The organism is Longimicrobium sp., from assembly GCA_036389135.1.
In the GTDB taxonomy this organism is placed as follows: domain Bacteria; phylum Gemmatimonadota; class Gemmatimonadetes; order Longimicrobiales; family Longimicrobiaceae; genus Longimicrobium.
The window spans coordinates 87,365-102,156 of record DASVQP010000070.1 but is presented as its reverse complement, the minus strand read 5'-3'; the positions used below and the strand labels follow the sequence as shown (position 1 = coordinate 102,156).

The following is a 14,792-nucleotide window of genomic DNA, read 5'->3' as shown; positions in this document are numbered from 1 at the left end:
CGCACTACATTGGGCGCCCGATCGGCAAAAACGGACGACCCCGAGAACCGAAGCCTGCATGAGCACGACGAATCCGGCGGCCACGGGCGCCGCCCCGGCAGTCACCGTGGACGGCCTCTGCGCCCACCTCGGCAACCTGCAGCGCGCCGACAGGGGCGTGCTGTGCGACTTCGCGCGCCTCTTCTTCGCCAAGGTGCCGCGCTCCATCGCCGAAGAGCGCTCGCCCGAAGAGCTGGCGGCGATGACCGTGGGGGCGTGGGAGTTCCTCCTCCGCTCGCGGCCCGACCAGGTGAACGTCGAGCTGGTCGATCCCAGCGAGGAAGGGTGGCCTGCCCCCGTCACCGCCATCCGCGCCGAGGTGGGGGACCGCCCCTTCATCGTGGACACCATCCGCGAGTACCTCAACGCGGAGAACATCCCCATCCTGCACTACATCTACCCCGTGCTGCGCGTGGAGCGCGACGGCGCGGGGGCGATCGTGGCGGTGGGTGCGGGCGCGGGCGGCGGGGCGGGATCGCTGGAGGCGCTGGTGCACTGCGAGGTGCCGCACGTGGCGCGTCCGGAGCGGCGCGACGAGATCCGCGACGAGGTCGCCCGCCGCCTCACCGACGTGGTGAAGGCCACCCGCGACTTCAACGGCATGCTGGCGGCGGTGGATGCGGCCACGGCGGCCATGGAGGGCTACGCCGCGCGCGGCGGCGAGCACACGGACGAGTACCGCGAGTACGTGGATTTCCTGCACTGGATCCGCGAGGGCAACTTCGTCTTCCTGGGCTTCCGCGGCTACGACGTGCGCGACGAGGTCCTCTCGGTCGACCCCGGCTCCGGGCTCGGTATCCTGGCCGACACGGAGTCGTCGCAGTATGCCGCGCCCAGGCCGCTGGCGGAGCTCTCGGACGAGCTGCGCGCTCGCGTGGTGGGCGGGCCGCTGCTGGTGGTGAGCAAAGCCAACCGCGAGAGCACGGTGCACCGCCGCGCGCGGATGGACTACGTCGGCGTGAAGAAGCTGGACGAGGCGGGGAACATCGTGGGCGAGTGGCGCTTCCTGGGGCTCTTCACCTCGCAGGCGTACTCGCAGAGCCCGTCCGAAGTCCCCGTGCTGCGGCTGAAGCTGCGCCGCATCCTGGAAGCGAGCGGCACGCGTCCCGGCTCGCACGACTACAAGGAGATCATCTCCATCGTGGCGTCGATGCCCAAGGAAGAGCTCTTCCAGGCATCGGCCGAGCAGCTCCACGACGAGGTCAACGCGGTCCTCGGGCAGCTCTTCAGCAACGAGGTGCGCGTCGTGCTGCGCCCCGACCCGCTGCGCACCGAGATCGCCGCCATGGTGATCCTCCCCCGCGGCCGCTACAGCGCCGACATGCGCGCGCAGATCGGAGCGCTCCTTTCCGAGCGGCTGGGGGGCACGGTGCGCTCGCACCACGTCGCCTTCTCCTCGGGCGATCAGGCGCGCCTCCACTTCTACCTTTCGCTGCACGCGGAGGACGCTCCGGTGGAGGCGCCGACGGAGCGGCAGCTCGAGCGCGAGCTGAACGTCCTGCTGCGCACCTGGGCGGACCGCCTGGAAGAGTCGCTCGCGAGTGTGGTGGAGCCCGGCGAGGCGCGGCGGCTGGCTACCGCCTACGGCGCCCGCTTCGGGGAGGAGTATCGCGCCGCCAACATCCCCGCGGCGGCGGTTCACGACGTGATGGAGCTGGAAGGGATGCGCGCCCGGGGCGAGACGGTGGGGCTCGCCATCCGCCAGCCGGTGGAAGGCGAGACGGTGAGCCCCGGCGCCACCGTCCTCAAGCTGTACCTGCAGGACGAGCGGCTCGTCCTTTCCGACTTCATGCCCATCCTGGAAGACACCGGGGTGCGCGTGCTGGAGGTGGACACTTTTGAGCTCCTGCACGCCGGCGAGCCCGCGCTGCGCGTCTACTCCTTCAACGTGCAGACGCGCGACGGCGAGCCGATCCCCGACGATCTGGCCCCCGCGCTCGCCGAGTGCCTCCTGGCCGCCCGCGCCGGCGACGCGCCGCGCGACCCGTTCAACGCCCTGATCCTGCGCGCCGGGCTGCGCTGGCGCCAGGCGGACGTGCTGCGCACCTACGCCAACTACGCGTCGCAGATCGGCGCCGTGCCCTCGCGGCTGGCGCCGGTGCGCGCGCTATCGGCCCACCCGCGCATCGCCCGCCTGCTGGTGGATGCCTTCGAAACGCGCTTCGACCCCGCCCGCACGGGGCGCGACGAGGCGCAGGAGACCATCCACGGCGAGCTGATCCGCGAGCTGGAGGGGGTCACCTCGCTGGCGGACGACCGCGCGCTGCGGCGGCTGATGAACCTGATCGACGCCACCGTCCGCACCAACTACTTCCGCCACGGCGCGGCCACCCCCACGGGGCGCAGCGGCGGCGTGCCGTACGTCTCCATCAAGGTGCGCAACGCGGACGTAGAGGAGCTGAAGAAGAGCCGGCTCCTCTACGAGATCTACGTGCACTCCTCGCGCATGGAGGGGGTGCACCTGCGCGGCGCCTCCGTTTCGCGAGGCGGCATCCGCTGGAGCGACCGGCCGGACGACTTCCGCACGGAGGTGCTGGGGCTGGTGCTGACGCAGGTGGTCAAGAACGCCACCATCGTACCCAGCGGCTCCAAGGGCGGCTTCATCACCAAGCGCGTCTTCGCCGAGCGCGACGCGCAGATGGAGGAGGCGCGCCAGCAGTACATGACGCTGATGCGCGGCCTGCTCGACCTAACCGACAACATCGTCGAGGGGAAGGTGGTGCCGCCGCCGGACGTGGTGCGCCACGACGGCGACGACCCGTACCTGGTGGTGGCCGCGGACAAGGGCACGGCGCACCTTTCGGACACGGCCAACGCGGTGGCGGCGGAGTACGGCTTCTGGCTGGGCGACGCCTTCGCCAGCGGCGGCAGCCACGGCTACGACCACAAGCGCGAGGGGATCACCGCCCGCGGCGCGTGGGAGTGCGTCAAGCGCCACTTCCGCGAGATGGGCAAGGACATCCAGCGCACGCCCTTTACCGTGGCCGGCGTGGGCGACATGAGCGGCGACGTCTTCGGCAACGGGATGCTCCTATCCGAGCAGATCCGCCTCCTGGCCGCCTTCGACCACCGCCACGTCTTCATCGACCCCAGCCCCGATCCGGCGGCGTCGTTCGCGGAACGGAAGCGGATGTTCGCCCTGCCGCGCTCGTCGTGGGAGGACTACGACCGCGCCCTCTGGTCGCCGGGCGCCATGCTCGTTCCGCGCGCGTCCAAGGAGGTCGTGCTCACCCCCGAAGCCCGGCGCGCGCTGGGCATCCCCGAGGATGTGGAGCGGCTGGACGGCGAAGGATTGGTGCGCGCGGTGCTCACCGCGCCCGTGGAGCTGCTCTGGAACGGCGGCATCGGCACCTACGTCAAGGACGCCGAGGAGACCCACGCCGACGCGGGCGACACCACCAACGATCCGGTGCGGGTGAACGCGCAGGAGCTCCGCTGCCAGGTGGTGGGCGAGGGCGGCAACCTCGGCTTCACCCAGCGCTCGCGCATCTCGGCGGCGCTCAAAGGCGTGCGCCTCAACACGGACGCGCTGGACAACTCGGCCGGCGTGGACATGAGCGACCACGAGGTCAACCTCAAGATCCTCCTCAACCGCGTGGTCGAAGCAGGCGGGCTGACGCTGGACGGACGCAACGAGCTCCTCGCCTCCATGACGGACCAGGTGAGCGAGCTGGTGCTGCGCAACAACATCGGCCAGTCGCTCGCCGTGTCGCTCGACCAGACGCGCTCCAGGGAAGCGCTGGACGACTTCGCGGCGCTCATCGGCCAGCTCGAGCGCGACCGGCGTCTCAACCGCGAGCAGGAGGGGATCCCCGCGCCGGAGGAGATCCGCGAGCGGGCGCGCGAGGGGCTGGGGCTCACCCGCCCCACGCTGAGCGTCCTGCTGGCGCACTCCAAGCTGTACGCCAAGGCGCAGCTCCTGGAGAGCGACGTGCTGGACGATCCGGCGATGGACAGCTACCTGGTGCACTACTTCCCGCCGGCTGCCGTCGAAGCCGCGGGGGAGTCGCTGGTGCACGCCCACCAGCTCCGCCGCGAGATCGTGGCGACGGAGCTGGTGAACGATCTTGGCAACCTGATGGGCTCGTCGTTCCTCCACCGCGTCTCGCGCGACTCGGGGGTGGCGATTCCGCGGGTGGTGCGCGCATGGCTGGTTGCCTCGCGCATCGCCGGCGCGCCGGAGATCCGCACGGACCTCGCGACGCTGGAAGGGCGCTTCCCGTCAGAGACGGTGTACCGCTGGCTCTCCGGGCTGGCGCGCGTGCTGGAGGCGACCACGCACTGGGTGCTCGCCAACACGGCGCCGGACACTCCCACCCCCGCGCTGATCGACGAGGCGCGCGCGGGGCTGGCGACGCTGCGCGGTGGATTTGCGCGCTTCGTGGCGGGCGAGGACCGGAGCCTCTTCCTGTCGCGCCTGGGCGAGCTGCAGGACCTGGGGGTGGACCGCACGATGGCGGAGCGGCTCATCACCCTGCGCTTCCTCCCGCAGCTCCTGGAGATCGTCGCCGCCGCCCGCGCCGCGGGCACGGAGACGCTGCGCACCGCCGAGGCCTACTACCTGGTCTCGGAGCGCGTCGGCACCGCGCGCCTGCGCGAGAGCCTGCGCACCGCCGCCGGCGACGACCCCTGGGACCGGCGCCACGCCCAGGCCCTGGCCGACGACGTCGCCTCTGCTCAGCGCCGCCTGGTCGCCGAGACGCAGGCGCGCGCCGACGGGGCATCCCCCGCCCGCGCCCTCGCCGCGCTGGAGGAGGAGCGGGGCCGCGAGATGGGCGCCCTCCGCGAGCTCCTCGCCGAGCTGCGGCCCGACTCGCCGCTCTCGGCCCACGCGCTTGCGGTGCGGCTGCTTACGGCGGTGGCGCCGGGGTGAGGATCGGCCGGTCTCACGCGGAGAACGGCAACTGCGGGCTCACACAGAGACCACAGAGAACACGAGAAAGAACATCAGGGGTCCGGCGCACTACGCCGGACCCCTGATGTCATGCTGGTCGATAGCCGAGAAGCAAGGATGTTCTGCGCACCCGTCGCGGCGCCTTTGCGGCGACGACCTGCCCCAGCCCCAGGAATCCCGCCACACGCCACGCAACCAGCAGAAGGAGCTGGAGCACGATGATGCGCCCGTCGAACTGCCAGGTCGCGATGCCGGAGAGGATCAGGTTCAGGTTGAGGAGCACGGCGCCGACGGCCGCGGGAACCAGCAGGAGACCGCTGAAGAAGGCGGCGGCCACCAGTAGCTCGGTCAGCGGAATGGCGGCGGAGAGGATGCGGTCCGCGCCGGAGTCGATCAGCGCCCGCGCGATGTGGCGGTACGCGGGGACGGGCGCCGGCGTCTGTCCGCGTGCGACCGCGTCCAGCAGCCCATAGAGCGGATTGCCGGTGAGCCACCCTCCCCGGACCTTGGCGAGCCCGAATTGGAGCCAGACCGACCCCAGGTAGATGCGCACCCCCAGCCAGAGCGGCGATGCGAGTCGGCTGGCGAAGAGCCAGCGCGCGGCGTGCGCGATGTGAGAGCGGAGCGCGTTCATGGCCCATCCTCCCGTGCGGTGGAAGCGGTTGACTTTCGTCCGCACGATACCCCTTCCCCTAGGCCCACACAGTAGGCAAAGCTACCGAACCTCTGGCCTCCGCCTGCTGATCTTCACGCGCTCGCCCTCCTGACACGCCGTGGGGCAACGGCGTAACCGTCAGCGAAAGGAGCGTGCAGCGCGCGCTCTGAACCACCGTACGAACCGGTTTTCGGATGACTGTGTGTTATGCTCGTCCACGAGACATTGCGCCGCATAGCCTGGGCGGCCGAGTCACTTTGGGGACCTCCCCCGCATCCCCAAACGACCAAGCAATGAAGCGCTATCCGATCGTTGTCGAAGAGACGGGGACCGGCTCCTCCACGCACTCACCCGATCTGCCAGCCTGCATCAGCACCGGGGCGACACGTGGAAGCGAACGTGCGGCAAGCGGTGGATCTCCGCCTTGAGGGCTTGCGTCTGGAAGGCCTGCCGGTGCCTGAGCCGACGAAAGGGCAGGCTTACGTCGGGGTGGTTGCGTAGCGAGCAGATCAGGCTAGAACCGGAGAGTGCGATCCGCTCTCGACTCAGGACTCCCGGTTGTCGTCTTCCACACAGGGAAGGCGGCCATCGCGTCGTAGCTCCGCCACGAGCGCAGGCACTTCAGAGAGGTCGATCCGGTCGAGGATCTTGTGCCGCTCAGCCGTATAGTCGCCTTTCCCGGGTTTGAACCGTTCGAGGAATTCGATCGTCCCCTCGGGGCCCAGATCGCGCTCGATTTCCTCCATGACTCTGCACAGGATCCCCTCCGCGGACTTTATCGTCGGAGCAGTCATCTCGGAGCAACCTCCTGCAACCAGGTGAGCGGGTTGTCTATGCGCACAAACAGCTTGTCAGTGAAGCGCCGGGCTCTTCGTATCATTCCATCGTCGGTCGTGAGCAGCACGTGAGCCCCCGCGGCTTCGGCGGACACCACATGAAGCGCGTCGAAGCTTTTGAATCCCAGCATTTTCAGTACCCTGGCTCGCTCGATGTGCTCTGGGGTGAATGGAAGGCGAACAGTGCCCGTGGCCGCGAGTGCCAGAACCTCACGTCGTCGCTCCGGGTCCGGGATGGTCGCGGCCTCCGCTTCGACCGCTTCGCTGTGGATCAACTCCCACTCCCCACGCGCAACGACGCTGAGGATCAGTCGGATCGCTTCGGTCTCTGCCCGGATGCGAGTCTGGGTCTGTTCGTCGAACAAGCGACTGAAGCAGCAACTGTCGAGGTAGATTCGAATCATACCCCGGAAGATACGAAGGGAGGCGCTGAAAAACAGCCGTCGTTTCAGAGCGCACCAGATGCGCCAACTGCATGGCGTAGCGCATCTTAGGGTCACACAAAAAGAGCGGGGCGCGCCGGGAGAGTTCCCGGCGCGCCCGCTGCACTTGCCCGCTCCTGCGACTATCTCGGCAGCAGGACCTTGTTGATGACGTGGATGACGCCGTTGGACTGGAGCACGTCGTAGGTGGAGATGCTCGCGACGTTCCCGGACTCGTCACGGAGCGAGACGTTCATCGGCCCGTTCATCATGGCGGTGAGGGTGCCGCCGCTGGCGGTGCGCAGGGTGGCGCTGCCGTTCCCCTGGCGGATCATGCGCATCAGGTCCGCGGCGGTGTGGCGGCCCGGGACGACGTGGTAGGTCAGCACCTTTGCGAGCGCCGCCTTGTTCTCCGGGCGCAGCAGCGTGGTGACGGTGCCCTCGGGGAGGTTCTCGAACGCGTCGTTGACCGGCGCGAAGACCGTGAACGGCCCGCGACCCTTGAGCGTCTGCACCAAGTCCGCCGCCTTCACCGCCGCCACCAGCGTGGTGTGGTCCGCCGAGTTCACCGCGTTGTCCACGATGTCGCGCGACGGGAGCATCGACTGCCCGCCCACCATCACCGCCGCCCGCGACATGCCCGCCGCATTGGCACGGCTCGCCTGCGCGGAAGCGGTTCCCGCCGTCATGGCCGTGGCGACCATCACCATCGCGATCATCTTCTTCATTTCTTCCATCCTTGTACAAGGTTCGTTCAGACTGTCTCTTGCCAAAGGGTACGCGGCTCACACGGAACTGGATCTACAACCGCGTGCCGGGCCTTGCCGGATGCGTCGGCTCGCGCCTCTCCGGACTGGCGCGCGGTGGCGGCGACGTAGACTAGACCCCTCGCCGCTCTGATCCCGGACGACGCGGGTCTACCTGACTCCGTGCTGTCGGTGCCGGCGCGGACGCTACGCGCCAGCAGTTGCACGGCCGCGCGCAGGACGTGGCGGAGGTATGTGGGAGGACCCGTTTTCCATTGCCGAAGGCCATTTTAGCGCCTAGCGTTCCGGCCATGGGACACATCCTCCTCTGGCTTCCGCTCCTGTGGACCGTCCGGTTCCTCCTCCTCGTGCTCACGGGAGGAATCCTTTATATCTCGACCCTGTACCTGGCTCGCTTCCTGCGGCCCGCGAACGCACGAGCACTGTATTCAGGTGGCCTGCCCGCGCTGACTCGAGTTGAAGGCACCGCAAAGGTGCTGGGGCAGGAGGTCACGCTGAATGCGGAAATCGATTCACAGCGGAACGATCGTCTTACCCTGGTCGAGCAACGGGTGGGCGTTCTGGAGATTCGTATTCGGCAACTGCGCGAGGTACTCAGCCCCTATCTGGACGTAACCGACACCCCGGAAGGACCGCATGCTTGAGACCGAAAACGTCAAAAAGGCGCGAGAGGCACTCGAAAAGGAACGGGAGCTGTCGCTTGTCAGCGATCGCCTTCGAGAAAAGAGCGAGCGCCTGGCGGAAGAGATGGACGTGCTCCAGCGCGCCGCCGCCATTCTCCAGGCCAGGCGGGAACGGGCGAGTCAGTAGGAGCTGCTCTCAAGACGGAACTGGTCGGCTGCTTCCGGCGAAGGCGGCCCTTACCCAGGCACGTGTCCCCAACCACCTTCCGATGAACCGCGTTTTCGCATCCGTCGCGCTCCTCTGCCTCGCCTCCGCGCCCGCGGCCGCGCAGGAGGCTAATCCAGTGGACCTGTACGTGAGTGAGCTCCGCTGGCGGGGCGGGCGGCTGGAGGTGGGCGAGCCGGCGCGCCTCACGAGGGGAGGGCGCAACACGCAGCCCTCCTTCACCCCGGACGGGCGCGCCATCGTCTTCTCCGGCCAGCGGGGCGGGCCGACCAGCCAGACGGACGTCTTCCGCATCGACCTGGCGACGGGCGCGGAGACCCAGGTGACGCGCACGCCGGAGAACGAGAACAGTCCCACCGTCGAGCCCGGCGGCGAGCTGCTGGCGGTGCGCTGGAAACCGGAAACGCTCTTTCGCGAGTTCGGCCCCTGGGTGTACGGTCCGGACGGCGTGCCGCGGCGGGGTCTCCTCCCCGGGCCGGACACGGTGGGCTACTACACGCGCATCGACCGCAACACCTTTGCGCTGATGCGCCCGATGTCGCGCTTCCGAGTGGCGCTTTTCGACGCACGCACCGGGCAGACGAGGGATGTGGAGTCACCCGCCGCGCCGCTGCCCCCGCAACGGGTGCCGGGTGCGCGCGCCGTCACTTTTACGCGCACCGACTCGTCCGGCCACAACCGCATCCGCCGCGTGGACGTGGCGACCGGTCGCGTCACGGACGTCGCGCCCACCGTGCTCGGCCGCACCAGCCACGCGTGGACGCCGCGCGGCACGCTGCTGATGGGGAAGGGGAACACGCTTTACACGCTGGATCCCGGGCGAGACACCGTGTGGCGTCCGGTGAGGAGCTTCGCCGGGCCCGAGCTCCAGAACGTGACCGCGTACGTCGTCAGCCCGCGCGGCGACCGGCTGGTCTTCTACTCCAGCGCCCGCGTGCCGCTGGAGGTGGCGATGCGTGACTCGCTCCAGGCCGGCCGGAGCGCGGCTGAGGTCGCGGCGCTCGCCCGGCGGCTGGCGGCGGGGGGCAACTTCGCGGCGGCCGAGGGAGGGGTGCTGGGGTTGGGCGGCGAATGGCTGGCGTGGGGCAAGGCCGCCGACGCTGCCGAGATCTTTGCGGCCGCCACCGAGCTCTTCCCGCGCTCGTTCCGCGCGCAGACGCGCCTGGGCGACGCCCTGCGCGCCGCGGGTGACCGCGAGCGGGCCGTGGCCGCGTACAGGCAGGCGCTGCAGCTGAACCCGCGCGGCACCGAGGACGAACGCTCCGCCGCGGCCGAGGTGGAGCGGAGGCTGGGCGAGCTCGGCGCGAGGTGAGCGGGCGGATCTCCATCATCGTACCGGCGCTCGACGAGGCCGCCGGCATCCGAGAGGCGCTGGCCCCTCTTCAGCCACTGCGCGAGCGTGGCCACGAGGTGATCGTGGTGGACGGCGGAAGCACCGACGGCACACCGGCCCTGGCCGCGCCGCTGGCGGACCAGGTGATCCCGTCGCGACGCGGACGTGCCGTTCAGCAGAACGCCGGCGCCGCCGCCGCGTCCGGCGGCGTCCTCCTCTTCCTCCACGCCGACACCGAGCTCCCGGACGGAGCCGACGCCCTGGTGCTCGACGGGCTGCGGCGCACGGGGCGGGGATGGGGCCGCTTCGACGTGCGCCTCTCCGGCCGCCATCCGCTCCTGCGCGTGGTGGAGCGGATGATCGGCATCCGCTCGCGGTTGAGCGGGATCGCGACGGGCGACCAGGCGATCTTCGTGCGGCGCGAGTGGTTCCGACGTGTCGGCGGCTTCCCTGACGTGCCGCTGATGGAGGACGTCGCCATCACCCGCGCCCTCAAGCGCCTGGGCCCGCCGCTCTGCCTCCGCGCATGCGTGACCACCTCCAGCCGCCGCTGGGAGGAGCGCGGAGTCGCGCGCACCATCCTGCTGATGTGGCGCCTGCGCTGGTCCTATTTCCGCGGCGCGGACCCGGCGGAGCTGGCGCGGCGGTACGCTAACCCGTCGCGTCGCTGATCTCTACCATTCTCGAATAAGTTAACGAACGTTGACATCGGAGATAATGTCAGCGATCATCAACATACCGATGATTGTTAGTGATCGTTAACTGATGCGAAACCATGAGGCTTAGAACCATTCGTGAGCTGGGGCTCCTGGTGCACACTGAGCGCAAGCGTCAGGGGCTCAGCATGCAGGAGGTAGCTGAGCGAGTTGGGTGCACTCGCCAGTGGATCGCCGCGCTGGAGGGAGGACGGGAGAGGTTGGAGATCGCTCTCGTGCTTCGAACCCTGGGAGCGCTCGGTATTCGTCTGGACGCGCGGGGGCCGAATGAGAGCCATGGGGGTGCTGAATGACCGTGCCGCGCGAACTCACGGTGCTTCTCGACCGACACCTCGCGGGCCACCTGGTGAGGACGGCCGATACCCATACCTATCGCTTCCGATACGCGGAGAGCTGGCTCAGCGATCCTGATGCGTACCCGGTATCTCTCGCCCTTTCGCTTTTCGCGCCGGAGTACGAAGGGACCCGGGTCCGCTACTGGCTGCGCGGCCTGCTCCCGGACAACGAGGCGAGGCTTCAGGAGATCGAAGCCGAGTTCGGCGTGTCGCGTGACGATCCGTATGCGGTGCTTGCAGCGATAGGGGAGGACTGCGTGGGGGCGGTCCAGTTCGCGGCACCCGAACGCGCGGCCGAGATCATGGATGGCCGCGTTGTCTCCTCGGTCGAGTGGTTGGATGAAGCTGCGATCGAGACTCTGTTGAGAGAAGTGGCAGCGCGCGCGTCGCCTCACCGGCGCATCGTGCACACCGGCCAGTTCAGCCTTCCAGGAGCACTGGGCAAGGTCGCTCTGGTGTGGGATGTGGAAGGACAGCGGTGGGGCCGGCCGTCCGGGTGGCGCGCCAGCACACACATCCTGAAGCCTCCCGTGCCGGGGGTGACGGGCCACAACGAGAACGAGCACTTCTGCCTGCAGTTGGCTCGCGCCGTGGGATTGCCCGCAGCGGCGTCACGGGTAATCCGATTCGAGAGGCAGAGTGCGATCGCGGTAGAGCGATACGACAGATCCGCGGACGCCGATGGATACGTGCGGCGCCTGCATCAGGAGGATATGGCGCAGGCGCTGGGGCTGGATCCCGCATTCAAGTACGCGTCACACACTGGAGCGGGGATCAAGGAAATCGTGGACCTGTTGCGTGACTATGCCTCTCCTGGTGATGTGGACGACTTCATCAAGGGCGTGGGATACGCCTGGCTGACCGCCGGAACTGATGCGCACCTTCGGAATTTCTCACTCCTGATCGAACCTGGAGCGAAGGCGGCACTGGCGCCGCTCTACGACCTATCGAGCGCCCTCGGCCTCGCGGCGCGGGGCCGGCAGATGCGAAACCTGCGCATGGCCATGGCGGTCGGGGGGCATACCGCTCTGGATCAGATCGGCCGTGACGCGTGGGCGCGTGAGACGCAACGCAGCCGTCTATCCCGTAGCACATCACAGCGAATCGCGGCGCTGGCGCAAACATCGGCCGATGCCGCGCCATCCGTGGCCGAGCGGCTAGTGGACGAGGAGGGGCTCGACGCGAAGTACCTCCAGCGGTTGGCACGCGCCGTGGCGGCTCGTGCCTCCTATTGTGCCGCGGAGCTCGGCGCACGGTGAGTCCGCGTTGATGGGCACGAAATCGCCAGGGTTCAGCCTGGTGCGTGCGCTCGGTACGAGCGGGTCCATTGCACGTGGCCCATCGCGGCGAGAACGAGGAAGACGGCGTAGAGGAGCGCCGTCGGGTAGAGCGCGCGGTGGATGAAGAGCCCGACGTACGCCACGTCGAGCGCGACCCACAGCATCCAGTTCTCCAGCACCTTGCGCGTCATCAGCCACTGCGCGATCAGGCTGCACACGGTGAGCGCGGAGTCCAGGTACGGGAGTGTGGCGTCCGTATAGCGGCTCAGGAGCGTCGCGAGCGCCAGGGTGCCCGCCACCGCAAGCACGGGCAGGTAGAGGAGCTCGCGCCGGCGAATGCGGGATACGCGCAGCTCGCCATGGCCGGTGCCGCCGTGCAGCCAGTGATACCAGCCGTACAGCGAGATGGCGATGTAGATCACCTGCAGCCCCATGTCCGCGTAGAGCCGCGCGTCGCGGAAGACGAGGACGTAGAGCGCCGTGTTGACGATGGCCGTGGGCCAGCTCCACACGTTCTCGCGCACGCTCAGCCAGACGCTTACAACACCGAATGCGGCCGCGATCCACTCGATCATACTCACGGTGACGCCTCATCGCGCGCCCACTCCGCCCAGCCGGCGGGGAGGTCGTCCAGCTCGTCTACATCGGAGAGCGTGTCGAGGAGGGCGGGCTCGATGCCGGCCGCGTGCAACCGCTCCAGCGCGCGGGCGAGCACCTCGTCCGTGCTCCACGGGATGCCATCGAACAAGCCTTCGATCATCATCCGCATCCCGAGGAGATAGTAGCCCCCGTCGCGCGCCGGGCCGATCACCGCGGGGTGCGACTCCAGCGCATCGAAGGCTCGCCGCAGCAGCGCCGTGGAAAGATCAGGAAGGTCGGAGCCGATGATGACGACGCGATCCGCCCCGTCATGGAACGCGGCGCGGAAGGCGGCCTCCATGCGCGCGCCCAGATCGCCGGCGGACTGCGGGAGGTAGAGCGGGCCTTCGCCGAGCCAGGCGCGCACCTCGGCCCCGGCATCCGCGGGGGTGAAGTGGACGCGCACCTCGCCACCCAGCGCCCGCGCCTCATGGAGCGTGTGCTCGGCCAGGCGCCGGTAGACGCGCAGCGCCCCCTCCGCGCCGAGGGCGGCGGCCAGGCGCGTCTTCACCCGTCCCGCCACGGGCGCGCGGACGAAGACGAGCGTCACCATTCGTGGAAGATCACGAAGACGGCGGCCACGATCAGCGCGAACCCCACCGCGTAGTTCCAGCGGAACTCCTCGCGCAGGTAGAGCACCGAGAAGATGGCGAAGACCGTCAGCGAGATCACTTCCTGGATCGTCTTGAGCTGCGCCGCATTGTACCGCCCGTAGCCCATGCGGTTCGCCGGCACCTGGAAGCAGTACTCGAAAAAGGCGATCCCCCAGCTCACCAGGATCACCGTCACCAGCGGGGCCGAGCGGTGCTTGAGGTGCCCGTACCACGCGAACGTCATGAAAACGTTGGATAGGATCAGGAGCAGGATGGTCGTCATCGTCTCTCTGTGGCCTCCAGTGAGATCGTCGTTCAACCCTCGCCCGCGCTGCGCTTGCCGGAGCGGCGCGGGGCGAAGTCGAAGAGCTCGGTGCGCGCGTAGTGGCCCGTGACGTCCAGCGTCATGGACTCCTCGCGGATGCGGCCGAGGTCGAGCTCCGCCACGATCAGGCGGGGCTCGTCGTACACCGGCTCCACGATGTAGTGGCCGTCGGGACCGATGACGGAGCTCCCGCCGCGCAGCACCCACGCGTCCGGCGATGCGATGCGGCCGGGGTGCGGCTCCAGCTCGGGGGGCAGGGCGGAGGCGCGCATCAGACCGCCCACGGCCAGGACGAAGCAGCGCGCCTCGAAGGCGTACTGCCGGCTGGCCACCTGGTGCATCTCGTGAGCGGTGGGCCACACGGCCACGTGCACGTCCTCGCCCGAGTCGTGCATCGCCTGGCGGGCGAGCGGCATCCAGTGCTCCCAGCAGACCAGGCCACCCACGCGGGCGGCGGGGGTGTCGACGGCGCGGAGGCCTTCGGCGTCGCCGGGGCCCCACACCAGGCGCTCGGTGTAGGTGGGCACCAGCTTGCGATGGTGGTTCAGCAGCCGCCCGTCCGGCGCAAAGGTGAGGAGCGAGTTGAAGAGCGTTCCACGGCCGGGCCCCGCCTCCACGCGCTCGCTCACGCCCACCACCATCGTGATCGCCGCCTCCCGCGCGATGGCGGCGAGCGAGTCGGCGGCGGGGCCGGGGATCGCGACGCTGTCCCGCGCCATCCGCGCGAAGACGGCCTTGGTGGGCGCGTGGTCCCAGAGCGCGGCGTCGCGGCACACGTCCAGCCACGCCGGGTAGCCCGGAAGCCAGGTCTCCGGAAAGGCGACGAGCTGCGCGCCGCGCTCCGCCGCCTCCCGCGCCAGCTGCGCGCTGCGCTGGAGCCCGGCCTCCAGATCCGGCGCGACCTCCGCCTGCGCGATGGCGACGGTCAGCATGTTTGATGTCATCGATGGTGTGTGGAACGAGGATTTCCGTGCGTCCGCCGATTCGGTTAGCTGTCCGGCCGCGCGGGCGCAAGGTGCCGTCTCACTGGATACGCGGCACGATCCGGTACCGACGAGGATTCGTAGATCCGTGATAGACCCCGGTTGCCCGTTCTGGAGATTCGATCG

14 protein-coding genes are annotated in these 14,792 nt (G+C 69.1%); 6 read left to right on the top strand and 8 right to left on the bottom strand.

Features of this window, described 5'->3' with window-relative positions:
• Positions 1-58 precede the first annotated feature (58 nt).
• On the top strand, positions 59-4,912 hold the full coding sequence (locus tag VF584_16970; protein ID HEX8211871.1) for an NAD-glutamate dehydrogenase domain-containing protein: 4,854 nt from the start codon (positions 59-61) through the stop codon (positions 4,910-4,912).
• Between the two features lie 109 nt (positions 4,913-5,021).
• On the opposite strand, the gene VF584_16965 is transcribed toward VF584_16970, so the two are convergent.
• The 4 genes from VF584_16965 to VF584_16950 all read right to left on the bottom strand — a co-directional run bounded on the left by VF584_16965 (position 5,022) and on the right by VF584_16950 (position 7,574).
• Positions 5,022-5,567 carry a hypothetical protein gene (locus VF584_16965; protein HEX8211870.1) on the bottom strand — a complete coding sequence of 182 codons (546 nt, stop codon included), beginning with the start codon at positions 5,565-5,567 and terminating at the stop codon, positions 5,022-5,024.
• Between the two features lie 566 nt (positions 5,568-6,133).
• Complete coding sequence (locus VF584_16960; protein HEX8211869.1) at positions 6,134-6,334, bottom strand: hypothetical protein; 201 nt, start codon at positions 6,332-6,334, stop codon at positions 6,134-6,136.
• 44 nt (positions 6,335-6,378) lie between these two features.
• The gene (locus VF584_16955) at positions 6,379-6,828 is read right to left on the bottom strand and encodes a PIN domain-containing protein (protein HEX8211868.1); all 450 of its coding nucleotides are present in this window, start codon (positions 6,826-6,828) and stop codon (positions 6,379-6,381) included.
• Positions 6,829-6,989: 161 nt separating this feature from the next.
• Entirely contained in the window at positions 6,990-7,574 is a 585-nt protein-coding gene (locus VF584_16950; protein ID HEX8211867.1) for a fasciclin domain-containing protein, read from the bottom strand.
• A 329-nt stretch (positions 7,575-7,903) separates the two neighbouring features.
• Here VF584_16950 and VF584_16945 point away from each other — a divergent pair, with 329 nt between their 5' ends.
• From VF584_16945 to VF584_16925, 5 genes are all read left to right on the top strand, one after another.
• Complete coding sequence (locus VF584_16945; GenBank protein ID HEX8211866.1) at positions 7,904-8,257, top strand: hypothetical protein; 354 nt, start codon at positions 7,904-7,906, stop codon at positions 8,255-8,257.
• On the top strand, positions 8,250-8,423 hold the full coding sequence (locus VF584_16940; GenBank protein ID HEX8211865.1) for a hypothetical protein: 174 nt from the start codon (positions 8,250-8,252) through the stop codon (positions 8,421-8,423). The genes VF584_16945 and VF584_16940 overlap by 8 nt, the downstream gene beginning before the upstream one ends.
• Before the next feature lie 82 nt (positions 8,424-8,505).
• A complete protein-coding gene (locus VF584_16935) occupies positions 8,506-9,774 on the top strand; it encodes a hypothetical protein (protein ID HEX8211864.1) in 1,269 nt (422 codons plus the stop codon).
• On the top strand, positions 9,771-10,466 hold the full coding sequence (locus VF584_16930) for a TIGR04283 family arsenosugar biosynthesis glycosyltransferase (protein ID HEX8211863.1): 696 nt from the start codon (positions 9,771-9,773) through the stop codon (positions 10,464-10,466). The genes VF584_16935 and VF584_16930 overlap by 4 nt, the downstream gene beginning before the upstream one ends.
• A gap of 334 nt (positions 10,467-10,800) precedes the next feature.
• Positions 10,801-12,105: a HipA domain-containing protein gene (locus VF584_16925; protein ID HEX8211862.1), complete on the top strand. Its 1,305-nt coding sequence runs from the start codon at positions 10,801-10,803 to the stop codon at positions 12,103-12,105.
• A 32-nt stretch (positions 12,106-12,137) separates the two neighbouring features.
• Here VF584_16925 and pnuC read toward each other — a convergent pair whose 3' ends face one another.
• Genes pnuC through VF584_16905 form a run of 4 tightly spaced genes read right to left on the bottom strand, consistent with a single transcriptional unit; the run spans position 12,138 to position 14,627 of the window.
• Positions 12,138-12,701, bottom strand: coding sequence for a nicotinamide riboside transporter PnuC (pnuC, locus tag VF584_16920; protein HEX8211861.1), 564 nt, complete (start codon positions 12,699-12,701; stop codon positions 12,138-12,140).
• 2 nt (positions 12,702-12,703) lie between these two features.
• On the bottom strand, positions 12,704-13,318 hold the full coding sequence (locus VF584_16915; protein HEX8211860.1) for a TIGR04282 family arsenosugar biosynthesis glycosyltransferase: 615 nt from the start codon (positions 13,316-13,318) through the stop codon (positions 12,704-12,706).
• Positions 13,312-13,641, bottom strand: coding sequence for a DMT family protein (locus VF584_16910; protein ID HEX8211859.1), 330 nt, complete (start codon positions 13,639-13,641; stop codon positions 13,312-13,314). Before VF584_16910 ends, VF584_16915 begins: the two co-directional genes overlap by 7 nt.
• 32 nt (positions 13,642-13,673) lie before the next feature.
• Positions 13,674-14,627: a carbon-nitrogen hydrolase family protein gene (locus VF584_16905; protein HEX8211858.1), complete on the bottom strand. Its 954-nt coding sequence runs from the start codon at positions 14,625-14,627 to the stop codon at positions 13,674-13,676.
• Positions 14,628-14,792: the final 165 nt, after the last annotated feature.

Coding starts and splice junctions, on each gene's coding strand:
- VF584_16950 (HEX8211867.1), bottom strand. CDS start 7,574: ATGAAGAAGATGATCGCGATGGTGATGGTCGCCACGGCCATGACGGCG.
- VF584_16915 (HEX8211860.1), bottom strand. CDS start 13,318: ATGGTGACGCTCGTCTTCGTCCGCGCGCCCGTGGCGGGACGGGTGAAG.
- VF584_16910 (HEX8211859.1), bottom strand. CDS start 13,641: ATGACGACCATCCTGCTCCTGATCCTATCCAACGTTTTCATGACGTTC.
- VF584_16960 (HEX8211869.1), bottom strand. CDS start 6,334: ATGGAGGAAATCGAGCGCGATCTGGGCCCCGAGGGGACGATCGAATTC.
- VF584_16925 (HEX8211862.1), top strand. CDS start 10,801: ATGACCGTGCCGCGCGAACTCACGGTGCTTCTCGACCGACACCTCGCG.
- VF584_16955 (HEX8211868.1), bottom strand. CDS start 6,828: ATGATTCGAATCTACCTCGACAGTTGCTGCTTCAGTCGCTTGTTCGAC.
- pnuC (HEX8211861.1), bottom strand. CDS start 12,701: ATGATCGAGTGGATCGCGGCCGCATTCGGTGTTGTAAGCGTCTGGCTG.
- VF584_16935 (HEX8211864.1), top strand. CDS start 8,506: ATGAACCGCGTTTTCGCATCCGTCGCGCTCCTCTGCCTCGCCTCCGCG.
- VF584_16965 (HEX8211870.1), bottom strand. CDS start 5,567: ATGAACGCGCTCCGCTCTCACATCGCGCACGCCGCGCGCTGGCTCTTC.
- VF584_16905 (HEX8211858.1), bottom strand. CDS start 14,627: ATGACATCAAACATGCTGACCGTCGCCATCGCGCAGGCGGAGGTCGCG.
- VF584_16940 (HEX8211865.1), top strand. CDS start 8,250: ATGCTTGAGACCGAAAACGTCAAAAAGGCGCGAGAGGCACTCGAAAAG.
- VF584_16970 (HEX8211871.1), top strand. CDS start 59: ATGAGCACGACGAATCCGGCGGCCACGGGCGCCGCCCCGGCAGTCACC.
- VF584_16945 (HEX8211866.1), top strand. CDS start 7,904: ATGGGACACATCCTCCTCTGGCTTCCGCTCCTGTGGACCGTCCGGTTC.